At 38.9% G+C, this 15,879-nt stretch carries 14 protein-coding genes; 13 read left to right on the top strand and 1 reads right to left on the bottom strand.

The genetic code is table 11. From position 1 onward, the window contains the following. Position 1: 1 nt before the first annotated feature. From VYJ22_RS08610 to VYJ22_RS08565, 10 genes are all read left to right on the top strand, one after another. Positions 2 to 1,180 (top strand): YncE family protein, encoded by a 1,179-nt coding sequence (locus VYJ22_RS08610; RefSeq protein ID WP_329903570.1) that lies wholly within the window; start codon positions 2 to 4, stop codon positions 1,178 to 1,180. A 61-nt stretch (positions 1,181 to 1,241) separates the two neighbouring features. Beyond that, positions 1,242 to 1,901: a hypothetical protein gene (locus VYJ22_RS08605; protein ID WP_329903568.1), complete on the top strand. Its 660-nt coding sequence runs from the start codon at positions 1,242 to 1,244 to the stop codon at positions 1,899 to 1,901. Next, positions 1,888 to 2,970, top strand: coding sequence for a saccharopine dehydrogenase family protein (locus VYJ22_RS08600; protein ID WP_329903566.1), 1,083 nt, complete (start codon positions 1,888 to 1,890; stop codon positions 2,968 to 2,970). Before VYJ22_RS08605 ends, VYJ22_RS08600 begins: the two co-directional genes overlap by 14 nt. A gap of 2 nt (positions 2,971 to 2,972) precedes the next feature. Beyond that, on the top strand, positions 2,973 to 4,109 hold the full coding sequence (locus VYJ22_RS08595; RefSeq protein WP_329903564.1) for a saccharopine dehydrogenase NADP-binding domain-containing protein: 1,137 nt from the start codon (positions 2,973 to 2,975) through the stop codon (positions 4,107 to 4,109). Positions 4,110 to 4,452: 343 nt separating this feature from the next. Beyond that, a complete protein-coding gene (locus VYJ22_RS08590) occupies positions 4,453 to 5,262 on the top strand; it encodes a hypothetical protein (RefSeq protein ID WP_329903562.1) in 810 nt (269 codons plus the stop codon). After that, complete coding sequence (locus tag VYJ22_RS08585; RefSeq protein WP_329903560.1) at positions 5,252 to 6,058, top strand: methyltransferase domain-containing protein; 807 nt, start codon at positions 5,252 to 5,254, stop codon at positions 6,056 to 6,058. The genes VYJ22_RS08590 and VYJ22_RS08585 overlap by 11 nt, the downstream gene beginning before the upstream one ends. Before the next feature lie 7 nt (positions 6,059 to 6,065). Then, on the top strand, positions 6,066 to 6,740 hold the full coding sequence (locus VYJ22_RS08580; protein WP_329903559.1) for a methyltransferase family protein: 675 nt from the start codon (positions 6,066 to 6,068) through the stop codon (positions 6,738 to 6,740). A gap of 15 nt (positions 6,741 to 6,755) precedes the next feature. Continuing rightward, complete coding sequence (locus tag VYJ22_RS08575) at positions 6,756 to 7,592, top strand: class I SAM-dependent methyltransferase (RefSeq protein ID WP_329903558.1); 837 nt, start codon at positions 6,756 to 6,758, stop codon at positions 7,590 to 7,592. Between the two features lie 15 nt (positions 7,593 to 7,607). Continuing rightward, a complete protein-coding gene (locus tag VYJ22_RS08570) occupies positions 7,608 to 8,684 on the top strand; it encodes a bifunctional 3-deoxy-7-phosphoheptulonate synthase/chorismate mutase type II (RefSeq protein ID WP_329903556.1) in 1,077 nt (358 codons plus the stop codon). A 353-nt stretch (positions 8,685 to 9,037) separates the two neighbouring features. After that, positions 9,038 to 9,919: a fructose bisphosphate aldolase gene (locus tag VYJ22_RS08565; RefSeq protein ID WP_329903555.1), complete on the top strand. Its 882-nt coding sequence runs from the start codon at positions 9,038 to 9,040 to the stop codon at positions 9,917 to 9,919. A gap of 364 nt (positions 9,920 to 10,283) precedes the next feature. Here VYJ22_RS08565 and VYJ22_RS08560 read toward each other — a convergent pair whose 3' ends face one another. Continuing rightward, positions 10,284 to 11,477 carry a pyridoxal phosphate-dependent aminotransferase gene (locus VYJ22_RS08560; protein ID WP_329905599.1) on the bottom strand — a complete coding sequence of 398 codons (1,194 nt, stop codon included), beginning with the start codon at positions 11,475 to 11,477 and terminating at the stop codon, positions 10,284 to 10,286. A gap of 487 nt (positions 11,478 to 11,964) precedes the next feature. On the opposite strand from VYJ22_RS08560, the gene VYJ22_RS08555 reads away from it, so the two are divergent. The 3 genes from VYJ22_RS08555 to VYJ22_RS08545 all read left to right on the top strand — a co-directional run bounded on the left by VYJ22_RS08555 (position 11,965) and on the right by VYJ22_RS08545 (position 15,556). Continuing rightward, entirely contained in the window at positions 11,965 to 13,122 is a 1,158-nt protein-coding gene (locus tag VYJ22_RS08555) for an NAD(P) transhydrogenase subunit alpha (protein ID WP_329903554.1), read from the top strand. A 104-nt stretch (positions 13,123 to 13,226) separates the two neighbouring features. Further along, positions 13,227 to 13,538, top strand: a complete 312-nt coding sequence (locus VYJ22_RS08550) for an NAD(P) transhydrogenase subunit alpha (protein WP_329903553.1) — start codon at positions 13,227 to 13,229, stop codon at positions 13,536 to 13,538. Continuing rightward, on the top strand, positions 13,538 to 15,556 hold the full coding sequence (locus tag VYJ22_RS08545; RefSeq protein WP_329905597.1) for an NAD(P)(+) transhydrogenase (Re/Si-specific) subunit beta: 2,019 nt from the start codon (positions 13,538 to 13,540) through the stop codon (positions 15,554 to 15,556). The genes VYJ22_RS08550 and VYJ22_RS08545 overlap by 1 nt, the downstream gene beginning before the upstream one ends. The last annotated feature ends 323 nt before the right edge of the window (positions 15,557 to 15,879 follow it).

Here is a 15,879-nt window from a genome sequence, read left to right as displayed (position 1 = left end):
AATGAAAAAAGCAGTATTTATGATGGCTACTTTGCTAGCCGTATTCTGTACCTCATGTAAGGAAAACAATTCGGAACCATTACCCGATAGTGGGCGTATGCATTTTGTACACAGCGTGAATGTTGGGGATAATACGTATGTAAGCTTATTCAAAGATCTTAATGTAAAGCAGACACAGACCGCAAACTCACAAGTGTTCAATAAAGGAGCTTTCTCTTTTGCTTATAAGGGTAAGGTTTATGTGTCAAATACAGAGCGACTTTATAAGTATACAGTCGTAAACGGAACTCTCAAACAGGAGGGCGAAACCATGACTTTCCCTTCAGGAGCCCTTGCTTCTTTTATTACGTTTAAGTCGGAGACAAAAGCATATGTTTCTTGCATAGGTTTGGGTAAGATCATCATTATCAATCCTTCTACTATGACCAAGACAGGAGAGATCGACCTCTCATCCTACTCTACGGGAGTTGTTAATAATGATAAAAACCCTGAGCCCGGAGTGGCAATTATTCGTGACAATATCTTATATGTGGGGCTTATTCAGGACAAGGGGAAATTTAACCCTGAAGCCGGAGCATATGTTGCTGTTATTGATACTGAGAAAGACAAACCAATCAAGATGATCAAAGATGATAGAGCTACCATGGCTTCTTCCTATTCTACTGAAGGAAGTTTCTTTATTGATGAAAAAGGGGATATTTATTTATATTGTGTAGGTATGTTTGGATATAATCCAGCCCTTAATGAGGGATTTCTGAGAATTCAAAAGGGGCAGACAGAGTTCGATAAATCTTATTATTTCCCTATTAAAAATATTGCATTGGAAGGTACTTCGGGCAAGAACGCATCTTATATATATACCAAAGTATATTGGAAAAACGGCAAGGTATATGGCTTCCTTAATATACCGGGTTATGCGAGCAATCCGCCTGATTATGTCAAAGACAAATCTATGCAACCGTTTGAAATCGATGTTTACAATAAGACTGTGAAGAGAATGGAATTCGGTAGGACACCCGGTTGGGCTGCTTCCGTAGGAATCTCTGGTGATGACGTTATTTTCGGGATGGCTTCAGATCAGGGTACCGGTTACTATGTCTATAATGCTCAAAAGAATACTTATGAACCTCTCAAGATCAAGACCGAAGGGGCTCCTTATATGATATCTCATCTGGATTAACAATCAATCTTGGTCAAAAACAGTAAAATGTTTTTGACCAAGATCAGATAAATTCTCAAATATGGATAGTAAAAGACACTTTTATCGCTTCATAATAGTTATGAGCATCCTTGCTGGAGTATTTATTTCGATATGTGATTATTTGGTGCAGATGACTACAACAGAGACATCATATTTTGTATCTCGTATCTTGACTTTGGATCAAACGATTCTTAATCTTGCTTCTTATGGTTGCATATTTATGTTTCCTTCTTGGATAGCAGGTATGGTATTTGTATATAAGGCCGGTATTTTTGTCAATAAGAATCTTTCTTTGATTATCAGTATTTGCATTGTATACGCTTTATTGATGCTTAGCTTTTATCATTACAGTTACATTGTTATTGATCGTGTGGGAGCCTTTTCTTCCCGCATTTTACCGGGAGACTGGGATTTGCTCAATAGTATCAATGCTCCTTTCAATCCCTTCATGTTTATCTTGCTTCCCTTGTCATGGATTATTATTGGCTTGATGTCTTTGTCAAAGAAATCTATTATCCCGGTTTGGACCATTGTAATAAACCCTGTAGTTCTCACCTTGTTGCTATGGGTATTAGGCCGTATATGCCCTGCAATATTTACCCCTTTACAACCGTGTATTTTCAGCCTGTCTGTTACTGCATATATTTTAATATGCTATTTATACATTGATAAAAGAAAACTCCGTGATGCAAAAAAGTAAAGTCTTACTCATCGGAGGTACGGGGGTTGCAGGTAAATGTATTTTGAATCATTTATCCAATTTCTTTCATCTTTGCGATATTACTATAGCTTCCAGAGGTGTTATTCCATCAGAGAGTCATCCTGATGTTGCTTACATGAAGCTGGATCTTTTGCAGGCTAATGAATGTGAAGATTCTTTGAAAATGTTCGACATTATAATACTTGCCTTAGGCCCTTTCTTTTCTGTAGGACTGGACATATATAGGATTTGTCTCAAAAACAGAATTGTCTGTATTGATATTAATGATGAATACGAGCATTTGGAAAAACTATCTGTTTTATCCTCTATGTCGCCTTCAAATCCGCAAGGGAGAGTATTGACAGGAATGGGACTCTGTCCGGGTTTGACTTCTTTGATGCTTCATATTGCTGCTATTGAATTTATGGATGCTACTTTGGAAGCTGGGATAAGATTGTATTTTGGAGCGGGAGTAAGATCAGGTAAGGCTTCTATTGACAATATGTTTCATGCTTTTAGGAATCGTTTGATAGTACTGTCACAGGGGCAAAGTCTGGTCGTGAAGCCTGGTAAATACAAAAGAAGTACCAAATTTAGCTTCGATCCTGAGCATCAGAAGGTTTCTTTAACCTATTTTTCCTCTCCTGAAGTTGCTACATTAAGACACAATCAGACATTCAAAAATCTAAAAGATTTTGATGCTGCATTTCATTTGCAAAATTTTCCTAAATGGCTCATTTATCTTTCGAGAAAATATGTCTGGGTGAATAATTGGTGTCGCAACATGGCATATAAACAACAGCAAGACCTAGCTAATAATAAATGGAATGAACGAATTGTATTGGTAAATGCCCAAGTTGCGGATGGTATAAACAAAAGAAGTGTTTCGCTTACGGCTGCATCTTCTTTTGAATTGACGGGAGCTTTTTGTGCGGCTATTGTGGTGATGCTGCTAAGAGGTCAAATATCTATGAACTCTGTAGTTTCGTCTTTTGACGATCTTTCTCTCGATCTTACTGTATTGCAAAGTTTATTACAGAGTTTTGGTTTGAATATAATAAAACAATGAGTATGCATTTTGAAAAATATATAGGAGTAATAGGAGGTATGGGATCAGTAGGTCGTCTGATGCTACAAAAACTGACTCCTTTACTGGCTGATAATAAACTACTCATTGGCGGTAGAAGAAGTATTGCTGGTGAAACTGTAAAGGCAGAGTTTGGTCCCAATGTATCGTATCAATCTATGAATTGCGAAAGACATTCGGATTTGCAGGCCTTTTGCAATCGATGCTCATTGGTCATCAATGTCTCAGGACCCTCTCTAAAACAAGGAAATCTTATCGCTTTACAAGCATTGGCATGCGGATGCCACTATATTGATGTAGGAGGCTATGATATTCTCTACCAATCTATGCAGAAATATGAAAAAGATATTCGGGAAAAGAACCTGTGCTTTATCATAGGTGCAGGTTGGATGCCCGGTATCTCAGGGATATTTTCGAAATATATAATGGATACCTATCTTGGTGCTTCATCAAAGGGCATATTCCGTATGTATTTTGGTGCTGTAGATACGTGGTCATACAGTTCCTGTTATGACTTGGCTGTCTCATCAATGAGAAAAACATCGTCCTATATTTATGCCTATGGAGCAAAGAAACCTCTGTCTTTTACTCGTTCCGTACATCAAAGGAAGTTTGAGTTTCTTCCAGGTAAAAAAAGATGTTTTCCCATGTTTGATGATCAATTGTCAACCATGGCCGTGAAAAGCCATCAACTAAAAGAAATTTCATCCTTTGTGATTATGAACGACTACATGTCTATGATGAAATTCTGTTATTTGAGTATATTCAAAAGGAAAGATCCTGATAGTGCTACCCAAATACTTAGGAATGATTATGAGCGACTTGTAAAAAAGCAAAAAGTATGGGGTGGGGTATTTTGTGAATGGTTTGATTCGGAAGATTCTATATCTGATCCTCAAAGATTTGTTTTATATACAGTAGATAATTTGATGTTTACGGCATTGCCCTCTGCTATTATTTTTGAGCAAATGTGTCATGACAAGGTTGCTGCCGGGCTTCATTATGCTTGTGATGCCATAGATTGTTGCGCATTTATGAAAACCTTGAAAGAATATAGTCTTACAGAGGAGCATATCGGAGACAATCATATTTTTAAGTGGAATATTGCCCATAGTACATAAGAGAAATGAGTAGTATTGTATAAATAGCCTAGTGTTAAATCCCCCTGTTATTGAGTTTAATTTTTGTAAAAAAACGTAGGGCGTATTTTCCTAACTATGTTTCATTATTTTCCTAACTAGGCTTTTAAATTTTTCTAACTAGCAAAATCAAAAAGCCTAACTAAGAAAATAACAAAGCCTAACTAAGAAAATAATGGTTTGTTTCTGCGATGTTGTGATCCTGATTTATTGTTGATTTTTATTCACATCATTCAATATCCGAACAACCAAAAAACATAATTTTCTACTCCAAAACTCCGGCATCGCCTCATGTGCTTGTTGAAGTGCATAAATAATAATTTATATGACATCGATATTAATAATACGACGCATCCTTACAATCATCTTATGGTTGTGTGCTATAGCTTGCTTTACAGGCTTTCCTTGGATATTCTTGGGAGCAAATAGTCTGAAGACCTATGTAGACGATATGGAATTCTCATCTGTGACTATGATTCTTTTTCGTCAGCAATGCCTGTTTTTCGGATTCTTTTGTATTTATTTTTTGTATTTGACTAACTTGGATAAATACAAACCCATTACTCGGATTGCATCATTTCTGATAGGTTTTATGGGCATATTTATGTACTGGCTCAAAGTGCGTACTCATTTAGACAATATTTCATCCCAGTACGAACCGTTTATATGGTTTGTGGTAGGAGGACTTATGTTTTATCTCAATAAGGGGATCAAAGGTAATCCTATGCAGCCTCGATCATTAAAAATAGTCACCCCTCTGTTTAGAGTAATTGCTTTCTTGTTATTTCTCAATTTTTTCAGTGTTATTTTTCCTAAGCAGGCATGGCAAGTCCTCTCTAAGATCCCTTATAACTCGACCTTGCCATTCGATCGATATACTTTTGGGCTGATTAGCGGTTTCATGGCATTCTCATCGATCATCGTTTATTTCCTCAGTAACAAATTCTCTTATTATAATAATTTCTCTATAGCAGTTACGTGCTTTTTGCCAATCTATTTCATTGGTTTTTTGGTGTGGAGCAGTCCTCTGGTGTGTTTTTCCAATCTATTCCTATCGTACGTTCTTCTTATGATTGCGTTGAGTTTCTTGGCAATAATCTATACTTCAAAAAATAAATACAAATATGGAAAATAATAAAGGATCCGTAGATCAGTTGATTACTTCTGTTCCCGGTGAATGGAAATTCGACGCACAGGTATCGCAAAGTTTTGATAGTCATGTGCGCAAAAGCGTTCCTCTGTACGAAGAGGTACAAAAGGCTGTGATAGAGATGAGCGAATGGTTTATCAGAGATAATAGCACTATCTATGATTTGGGTTCGTCCACAGGTGAGACAATATCCTTGTTATTGCGCAAGCATGCCCGAAAAAAGAATGTTAGGTTTATAGGAGTGGAGGAAAGCATCTCTATGATTGAAGCGGCCCGAACTAAATGTATTGGCGATGACGTACAGTTTTTACAGCAGGGGATTGAGGATATCAATGAGTTTACCAATGTTGATCTGGTCCTTTCTTTGTACACCTTGCAATTCCTTCCACTATGGAAAAGAAAGAAAGTGGTGCAACGTATTTACAAAGGTTTGGTAGATGGTGGAGCCTTTATTTTAGTTGAGAAAGTAAGAGCGGAAAATTCCTTGTTCGAGGATATATGGAACGACTTGTATTGGGATTTCAAGCAAGAACATGGCTTGAACGAACAGCAAGTCATCAAAAAATCACAAAGCCTCAGGGGGGTTCTGATCCCTTTGACACATACCGAAAATTTACAATTGCTTCGAAGTGTTGGTTTTAGGTGTGTAGATACATTCATCAAATGGAACAACTTTGCCGGTATTATAGCGGTAAAAATGCCCGAACCGTGCGATATCTATGAGGATGATGGTCTCTCACTCCATACAACCTCATTTGACAAAAAAATTCAAACAAAATAAATACATCATGAGTCTCAATTTTATAATTCATGCGATTGTAGTGATCATGTCCCTCTTGGGCTTGATTATTTACTTCTATGCGTTTTATCTCGGCTATAAATATCATCATCTGGGCAAAGAATCTAATTTGCCTGAAAAACTATACTTCACTGGGGGCTATCCTGCCTTAATATGGTATGCTTTGCCTTTCTTCAAGCAACCCAGAATGCAGAGTATTTACGATTGGTTTCGGGGTGATTTTACAGCCTTTAATTTGGTGTATGTTTTAGTCCTATTGGGGATTTTTATTTATTTCAGCTTTTTCTGGGTCAAGAGATCTATGTCAAAGAATATAGAAGCCACCAAGAATTCCTTTTATGCCCCGAAGAAGCTTCTTACGCAGGGCATATACGGAGAAGTACAGCATCCTATGATCATTGGAGATATACTGTGCCACTTATCTTTGATTTTACTTACCGGTGCTTTATATACACTTTGGTTGTACCCGCTTTACATTATCATGGATTTGATGATGATAAAGATCCAAGTCAAATACTCGTTGGAACCTTATTTTGAGGAGGAATTAAAGGTATATCGCAAGACCACTCCGGCTTACTTCAATGGTAAATTATCGGTGATTACTTGGACAATGGCAATATTTATGGTGGTAAACGTTTTATTACATATGGGAATAGTTGACTAAAAAGACAATGACAATATGAAAAGAAAATATGAATTTAATAATATAATATCGGAAACCTTGCTGATCCCCCTGTACATGAGAGCAAAAGAAAGTAGTAGGGGAGAAGGTGCTATTTTGCACGATCCATTGGCCGAAAAGTTGGTAAGCAGTCTGGATTATGACTTTTCACGTTTTGACGGAGCTAAGATGAGCGAGTTGGGATGCGTTGTGCGAGGTCGTTATTTTGATGATGCCGTATCACGATTTATCTCCTTGCGTAAAAACCCTGTAGTGGTCAACGTAGGCTGTGGGTTAGATACCCGATTCCAGCGTCTCAATGAGATTGAAAAAGCAATTTTTTATGAAATGGATTTGCCTGAAGTTATTGATTTGCGCCGTGAATTAATCCCCGAACCTTCACGTGATCATTACTTATCAGCTTCTTTATTGAAAACAGACTGGATGGATGAGTTGAAGCAGAAGCATCCCCAAGCTGATTTTATTTTTGTTGTAGAGGGTGTACTTATGTATTTTTTCGAGGATGATGTAAAATCGTTTTTAAATGAATTGGTGCACCGCTTTACCGGAGGGGAGCTCTGGTTCGATGTATGTGGCCCTAATCTGATAAGATCGAAATACATCAAACCTGATTCCCTGAAGAATCATGACGCTCAAATCCGATCAGGATTTGCTGATGGTCATGTAGGTGAAGAGTGGGCTCCGGGACTAAAACTTATTGAGCAGGCATTATATCAAAAGAAATATACCCGGAGATGGGCCTTTATGCCTCGAATGATGGGTTATTTTCCTGGAATATGTAAGAAATTCAGTTCGATGTTAGGATATGAGATACATAAGCCTAATGAGAATTAGACGGTATTGGAGAGTATGAAATTAAATATTGATCCCATATTATTCCATGATATACAGTATCATCGACCTTTGGTTATAGCCGGGCCTTGCAGTGCCGAGACTGAAGAGCAAGTCATGAATACTGCTTTTCAACTTAGGGATAACGGTATCCGTATTTTCAGAGCAGGCGCATGGAAGCCAAGAACCAAGCCGGGAGGCTTCGAGGGGGTGGGGGTAAAAGCTTTGGCCTGGCTCAGGCGGGTCAAGGAAGAGACAGGCATGTATGTATGCACAGAGGTAGCTACTCCTATGCACGTATATGAGAGCCTCAAAGCTGGTATTGATGTTTTTTGGATTGGTGCGCGCACTACAGCTAACCCCTTTGCTGTGCAAGAGATTGCTAATGCTTTGAAAGGTGTAGATGTACCCGTTTTGGTGAAAAATCCGGTAAGTCCTGATCTTGAATTATGGATAGGTGCAATACAACGAATCAATAATGCCGGAATAAAACGTATGGCTGCGGTGCATAGAGGTTTTACCTACTATAATAAAAGTATCTATCGTAATCTCCCTCAATGGCATATCCCAATCGAACTACATCGCAGAATACCGAATCTTCCTCTTTTATGTGATCCAAGTCATATGGGAGGTAAACGTGAACTCATCTCTCCCTTGTCCCAACAGGCTATGGATTTGGGCTTTTCCGGACTTATTATTGAAAGTCATTGTGACCCTGATTCAGCTTGGAGTGATGCGTCACAGCAAATAACACCCCAAACACTATCAACAATAATCAAACAACTTATTATCCGTAAAGAATACGACAATGCGGATCGCTTGTCCGAATTGCGAGCTCAGATTGATGAATGTGATGGTGTGATTATCCAAGAGTTGGCAAAACGCATGCGTATCTCGAATGAAATAGGTTCTTACAAGAAAGAGCATGGGGTAACAATTTTACAATCAGATCGCTATAATGAAGTCTTGAGTAAAAGGATATTGAGAGGTAGGGCTTATGGGATGAGGCCTGAATTTATAAAACAAATATTCGAAGTAGTGCATGAAGAAAGTATAAGGAGGCAAATGAATTTGATTGGTGATGGACTTCATTGAACACTAAAGGCCTTTTTAGTCTTATAACTACAAGAAGGGAATATAATATATTTCTGACGATACAATCTCATATGTATTAGGTATAAATGACAATGTATCTGATGAATAAATATGATGATTTGAAATAAAATCGTACCTTTAGATATGATCAAAAAGTTTTCTAATCCTTGATGAAAATATTGATCCGAATTGAATTGAACTACGCCTCATGGGGCGACTAATTTCCCTTGTAATAAGGGTTGGAGATATGTTTCAAACGTTATGTTTTGGACATTCCTTATAAGAAATATGTCGCAAATACTCTTGAAATGAGCTATGACAGAATTATCAACTTTTAAATATGATTTTACATTATGAATCAGGAACAATTGAGACTAATGAGAGAGGGTAAGGGATTTATCGGAGCGTTGGATCAAAGTGGTGGTTCTACTCCCAAAGCTTTACTTGCTTACGGAATAGATAAAGACCGATACACCAACGATGAACAGATGTATGATCTTATTCACAAAATGCGTAGTCGGATGCTTACCAGTCCGGTTTTTAGCTCCAAATATATTTTGGGGGTCATTCTTTTTGAAATGACTATGGAGCGTAAGGTTGAAGGCCGTTTTACGGCTGATTATTGCTGGGATGTAAAGCGTATAGTACCTTTCCTCAAAGTGGATAAAGGTCTTCAAGACCTTAAGGATGGTGTGCAATTGATGAAACCTTTCCCTGAATTATCTGCTTTGCTCAAGAAAGCTAATGAGTATAATATCTTCGGGACTAAAATGAGAAGCGTCATTAAGGATGCTCACGAAACCGGTATCAGAGAGGTGGTAAAGCAACAGTTCGAGTGGGCTGAACTCATACAAGCTCATGATCTGATGCCTATTATAGAGCCGGAGGTAGATATAAACTGTACTGTTAAAGCCGAGGCTGAGAAAATATTGAAGAAAGTGCTGATGGAGCACCTTGAGCGCATCAAGAGCCCAGTTATGCTAAAACTCACTTTGCCTACTGAAAATGATTTTTATGCTGATCTCATTGCTCATAAAAATGTACTTCGTGTGGTGGCGCTTTCCGGAGGATACTCAAGAGAGTATGCCAATGAGCTTTTATCTAAAAATCACGGTATGATAGCATCATTCTCACGTGCTCTTGCTGAAGGTCTGAGTGATGATCAACCTGAAAAAGAATTTGATGAAGTGCTTGAAGAATCGCTCAAGGAAATTTACAACGCTTCTATTTCTTAATGCTGAATTTCAGATAGTCGCATAAGTTTTGATCGTTGTATATGTGTTATTCAACTCGAAATGATCAAAATGTGGTTTTCCGTATTAATATCAAAAGCCATCGACCAATATCGATGGCTTTTAGTATTTACTCCTTATCTATGAAGCTCAAGGCTGGTTTATTAGTCTTTTCTTGAGACTGTTGCAAAAGTCAACAGTCTCATGGATTTTGGAGGCAAAGCCGACAAAAGACACTTTGACCGGGCAGAGAGGGTAAAGTGCAAGGCGCTAAGAGTGAGTGCACAGGGAGTTTACTTCAGGTAAATGACCAAGCGCGAATCTCGCAAGCAACGAAGCAATTTGCCTGCTATGCAACGGTTTTTTCTTATTCGAGTTTTGCAAAAGCATCTTTGAGTCTCGATATTGCTTGCACGATATTTTCGTCTGAAGTAGCATAGGATAATCTGATATATTGTGGAGCTCCGAATGCTTTCCCCCCTACGCAGGCCACGTGGGCTACATCCAGTAAATACATTGCTAAATCGGTAGAGTCCTTTATCTCTCTCCCTTGGTATGACTTGCCGTAATAATAGTCACATTGCGGGAAGATGTAAAATGCCCCTTGCGGATTGTTTACTATTAGTCCCGGAATTTCACCCAGTAGAGTTACGATGAGTTTTTTCCTTCGCTCAAAAGCTTGTCTCATTGTTTCTACACAATCCTGATTTCCCGTATAGGCTGCTAATGAAGCTTTTTGGGAAATGGAGGATGGGCCAGACGTATATTGCCCTTGCAATGTGATACAAGCCGTGGCAATCCATTGAGGTGCTGCAAGCCATCCAATACGCCACCCAGTCATGGCATAACACTTGGAAACACCATTTACAATAACAACTCTATCTTGCAGCTCAGTAAATTGAGCAATGCTTTGATGTTTGTTGGTATAGTTGATATGTTCGTAAATTTCATCCGATATAATAATGATGTCAGGATGTTTTATCAAAATACTGGCTAATGCTTTAAGTTCCGTGTCAGAATAAATACTCCCTGTAGGGTTACAAGGAGAGCACAAAATTAGAGCTTTGGTATTGGGAGTAATAGCATCTTCCAGTTGGCTGGGAGTAATTTTAAAGTCATGAGATATATCAGTTTCAATGAATACCGGAAAACCCTCAGCAAGCTTGACCATCTCGGGATAGCTTACCCAATAGGGCGCAGGGATAATCACTTCATCCCCTTTGTTTATAAGCGCTAGGATTAAATTGCAGATTGATTGCTTGGCTCCATTTGAACAAACAATCTGATTAGGATCAAATTCAAGATCGTTTTCCTTCTTTAACTTTTCGCAAATAGCATTTCTTAAATCAAGATAGCCGGCAATGGGTGAGTAAAAGCTAAAGTTTTCATCGATAGCTTTCTTAGCTGCTTCTTTGATGTGTAAGGGTGTATTAAAGTCAGGCTCACCCACACTCAAGTTAATTACATTGACACCTTGGGATTTGAGCTCATTGCTTTTTTGAGACATTGCTAAAGTCTCGGATGAAGATAATCTTGATAATCGTTCAGATATGGTGTTCATCATTGTTATTGTTTAATTGTTATCAATCTGAAGACTCAAAAATAGCAAATAATTTAAGCTTAAGTATTATTGTTTGATCAAAAAGATTTCATTTTTGTTTTATTCTTAACTATGTGTTGCTTTTTTGTTGTATTTTATGTTTTATTTGGTGCCTTGTCTTTTTGTTGGGTTGCATTTTGATATTTTTATTTAGTAAGGGGAGGGGAGAAGTTCGCAATAAGAAATAAGAGAAAAAAATATATTACTAATCAGGGGTTTTGAGCTCTTACATCTTTTTTGGTGCTAATTATTTAAATAAAGTAAATAGCGATGATATTTTTATTGTTAAAGATATCAGGGTTATTTTATTTTGTTTAAATTTGTGACGATTGATTATAGCCTTTAATAATACACGAAAAAATATTGTCGCGATTTTATTAACTCAGGCAATAGTTAACCTAAATAGAATTAGATCACATTAATAAACACGTTTTAAATCGAATCTATTATGATTATCGGTGTTCCAAAGGAGATTATGCACGACGAAGCTCGTGTAGCGGCAAGTCCTGAGACCGTTGCCAAATTTGTTTCAGACGGATTTAAAGTCCTTTTTGAAAAAGGTGCAGGCGAAGGTGCCCAGTATCATGATGAAGAATACGAAAAGGCCGGCGCCCAACTTGTGGATGGCGCTAAGGCTATTTATGACGGAGCAGACATGATATTGAAAGTAAAGGAGCCTCTGTACAATGAACAATTGGGCATGCACGAAGTGGATATGATGCGTCAGGGACAATACCTGATTACATTTATACACCCGGCTTCTCCTATCAATCATGAAATGGTAAAGAAGCTTGCGGCACGTGGCGTAATTTCCATTACATTGGATGGCATTCCTCGTATTTCCCGTGCTCAAAATCTTGATGCTCTCACCTCAATGAGTACTTGTGCTGGATACAAAGGTATCCTTATGGCAGCTAATGATCTCTCTACGTTCATTCCTATGATGGGAACTGCTGTGGGAATGATACAGCCGGCCAAAGTTATGGTTATCGGTGTAGGTGTTGCGGGTTTGCAAGCTTTAGCCACAGCCAAGCGTTTGGGAGCGGTTACTTATGCTGCTGATATAAGGCCTGCAGCAGCAGAACAAGCTAAGAGTCTCGGTGCAAAAATAGTTGAGACGGGTGTTCCTGCTGAACTGGCTATTGCCGATGGTGGATATGCAAACAAATTACCTGAAGAGGTATTACTCAAAGAGCGTGAAGCGTTGAAGGCTACTATCCAAGATATGGATATTGTATTTTTGAGTGCATTGATCCCCGGTAAGATTGCTCCTATTATCATCACTGAAGAGATGGTGAAAGGAATGAAGCGTGGTTCTGTGATTGTGGATATATCAATTGACCAAGGAGGTAACTGTGCTATTACTCCTGCTGGAGCTAAAGAGACTAAGCATGGCGTTATCATTGAAGGTATCAAAAATATCCCCGGAATGTTGCCAAAGAGCTCTACTTGGATGTTCTCACAGAACATGTACAATCTTGTCAAATATCTTGTAAAAGATGGTCAAGTCTCTTTGGATATGAACGACGAAGTCATCAGTAAGAGCCTTGTAACCAAAGGCGGTGAAATCCTGCATGCCGGCACACGGGAAGCAATGGGATTGTAATCGTGAAGAAGGCTTTAATATTGTATTTATGAATTTAGAGCCAAAGGTGCCGCAACATGACATCTTTGGCTCTTCAGCTTAAAAATATTAACGATTATAAGATTATGAGTCCGATATTACTAATACTTATTTTGATAGTCTCTACCATTGTAGGGTATTTTCTTATCAAGAATGTTCCAAGTCTCTTACATACGCCGCTAATGTCGGGTATGAATGCTTTGTCAGGAGTAACTTTGGTGGGAGCAATAGCTGCGACAGGGCTTTGTGTCATGTTTGATAATAGTGGAGATTTGCTTACGGGCAAGATCCTGGGTGGATTGGCCATAATCATGGCTACGGTGAATGTAGTAGGTGGTTTTGGAGTTACTCACCGCATGCTGCGTATGTTCAATAAGAAAAAGAAAGGAGGAGCATGATGAGTACTACTTTATATTACATCATTTGTTCGTTCCTGGCCATTTTGGTTTTACTGGGGATTTCTATGATGAGCCGTGTGAAAACCGCTATCTTGGGAAATAAGCTCAGTGCATTTGCAATGCTTGGAGGTGTATTGGTTACTCTGGCTTACAATAATATATTTCCTATCTATTGGATTTACCTATTTATGCTTATTGGAGCTTTGATAGGTGGTTTCATAGCAGCTAAGGTAAAGATGATACAGATGCCACAACTGGTAGCCTTACTAAACGGTATTGGCGGAGGAGCTTCGGCTTTGGTGGGTATTCTTTCCATAGAAGGTATAGGACTCAACCCGTTGACTGAAAATGCCTATCCGGTGTTTACCAAATGCACAGCTATGCTGGCTATCGTTGTGGGAACAGTGACTTTGGTGGGTAGCCTTGTAGCCGGGGGGAAATTGCATAAGCTGATCCCACAGAAACCTGTTATTTGGCCCAATCATTCACTCTGGACAAATATGTTTTTGCTCATAGCCGTTGTATTTATTGTATTGGGTACTATCAATATTATCCCCGGGTATGCTGTGTTGATGATTGTATTGGGTAGTGTTGCTTTCTCTGCCATGTTCGGATTATTCTTTTCTATTCGTGTTGGAGGAGCAGACATGCCTATTACTATATCTCTTCTCAATTCATTGAGCGGTCTGGCTGGGGCTATAGCAGGACTCGCTATTAACGATATCCTTTTAGTTGCTGTGGGAGGCATTGTTGGAGCATCTGGCTTACTACTTACACAGATCATGTGTCGTGCTATGAATCGCAGTCTTGCAAGTATCCTTATGGGAGGCGCAGCAGCGCAATCGATGAAAAATGATCGATCAAAAGCACCAGAGGTAAAGCCTATGGCTGAGTCACAAATGCTGGTAAAGGATGAAGAGGTACAACCTGTTGCCAAACAAAAGTCTTGCGGTGAGATTCTTCGTTCAGCTAAAAATGTAATTATTGTACCGGGTTATGGTATGGCTCTTGCACAAGCTCAGCATCAGGTACGTCAATTGGCGGATAAGCTCAGTGAAAATGGGGCTGACGTCAAATATGCTATTCATCCTGTTGCAGGCCGTATGCCTGGGCATATGAATGTGTTGCTTTGTGAGGCCGATGTCCCTTATGAGCAACTCTATGAAATGGATGCTATTAATGATGATTTTGCCAAAGCAGATATTGTGATAGTAATTGGAGCCAATGATGTTCTCAATCCTGCAGCTCGAGATGCTGAAGGAACTCCTATTTACGGTATGCCTGTACTCAATGTAGATCAAGCTCCGGAGATTATAATCTGCAACTTCGATCTCAAGCCGGGATATGCCGGCGTAGAGAATCCTCTTTATTCCAAGGAAGAAGGTGTGCACCTGCTTCTGGGCGATGCAAAGGAATCTTTGACAAAATTGCTCCACGAATTTGATGATGTACATACTCCTGATGCAAAGACTAGTGGAGAGAGTGACAATGCTATAGGCACAAAAGCTGAACATAACACCTCTGAGGTGCTCAAAAGTGCTCGTAAGGTTATCATTGTGCCGGGGTATGGAATGGCTCTTGCGCAAGCTCAGCATCAAGTACGTATGCTTGCAGATCAATTTATGACCAATGGTGCTGAAGTCAAATATGCTATTCATCCTGTTGCCGGCCGTATGCCGGGACATATGAATGTATTGCTTTGCGAAGCAGATGTTCCCTATGAACAATTATACGAGATGGATTCCATCAATAATGAATTTGCTTCTGCCGATGTTGTTGTGGTTATTGGAGCCAATGATGTACTCAACCCTGCAGCCCGCGATGCCGAAGGCACTCCTATTTATGGTATGCCTGTACTCAATGTAGATCAAGCTCCCAACATATTTATATGTAATTTTGATCTCAAACCGGGTTATGCCGGGGTGGAGAATCCTCTTTATACTAGAGCACAGGGTGTATATTTATATCTTGGTGATGCCAAGGATTCTCTTGCCAAACTATTGAGTTCTATCAAGTAAACAAAATAATACTCATGTTTTTATTCGAAGGTTGTCATCCAATTGGCAACCTTTGTTTTTATGTGTCAATGACTTTAGGAATTTCTATAGTTGAGACTGTTGCAAAAGTCAACGGTCTCAAGTTATTTTGACGTTGGTAATCCGTTGTGGTTTTCAATCACATTGTACCACCATGTGAGTTAGCTTAAGGTATTAGACCGTGGCTCCTTTCTGTCAAGGTTAGCTCAAAACTCCGCTTTAATACTGATTTCAAGCCATTTTTACTTACATTTTGCCCTTTTAGGAAATCATTGAGTACTTTTGTATAAATATTGAAAGAAAGT

This window comes from Porphyromonas pogonae (genome assembly GCF_036320655.1).
GTDB classification, from domain to species: Bacteria; Bacteroidota; Bacteroidia; order Bacteroidales; family Porphyromonadaceae; genus Porphyromonas; species Porphyromonas pogonae.
The sequence above is the reverse complement of the archived record's forward strand: the minus strand, read 5'-3'. Positions and strand labels throughout refer to the sequence as shown.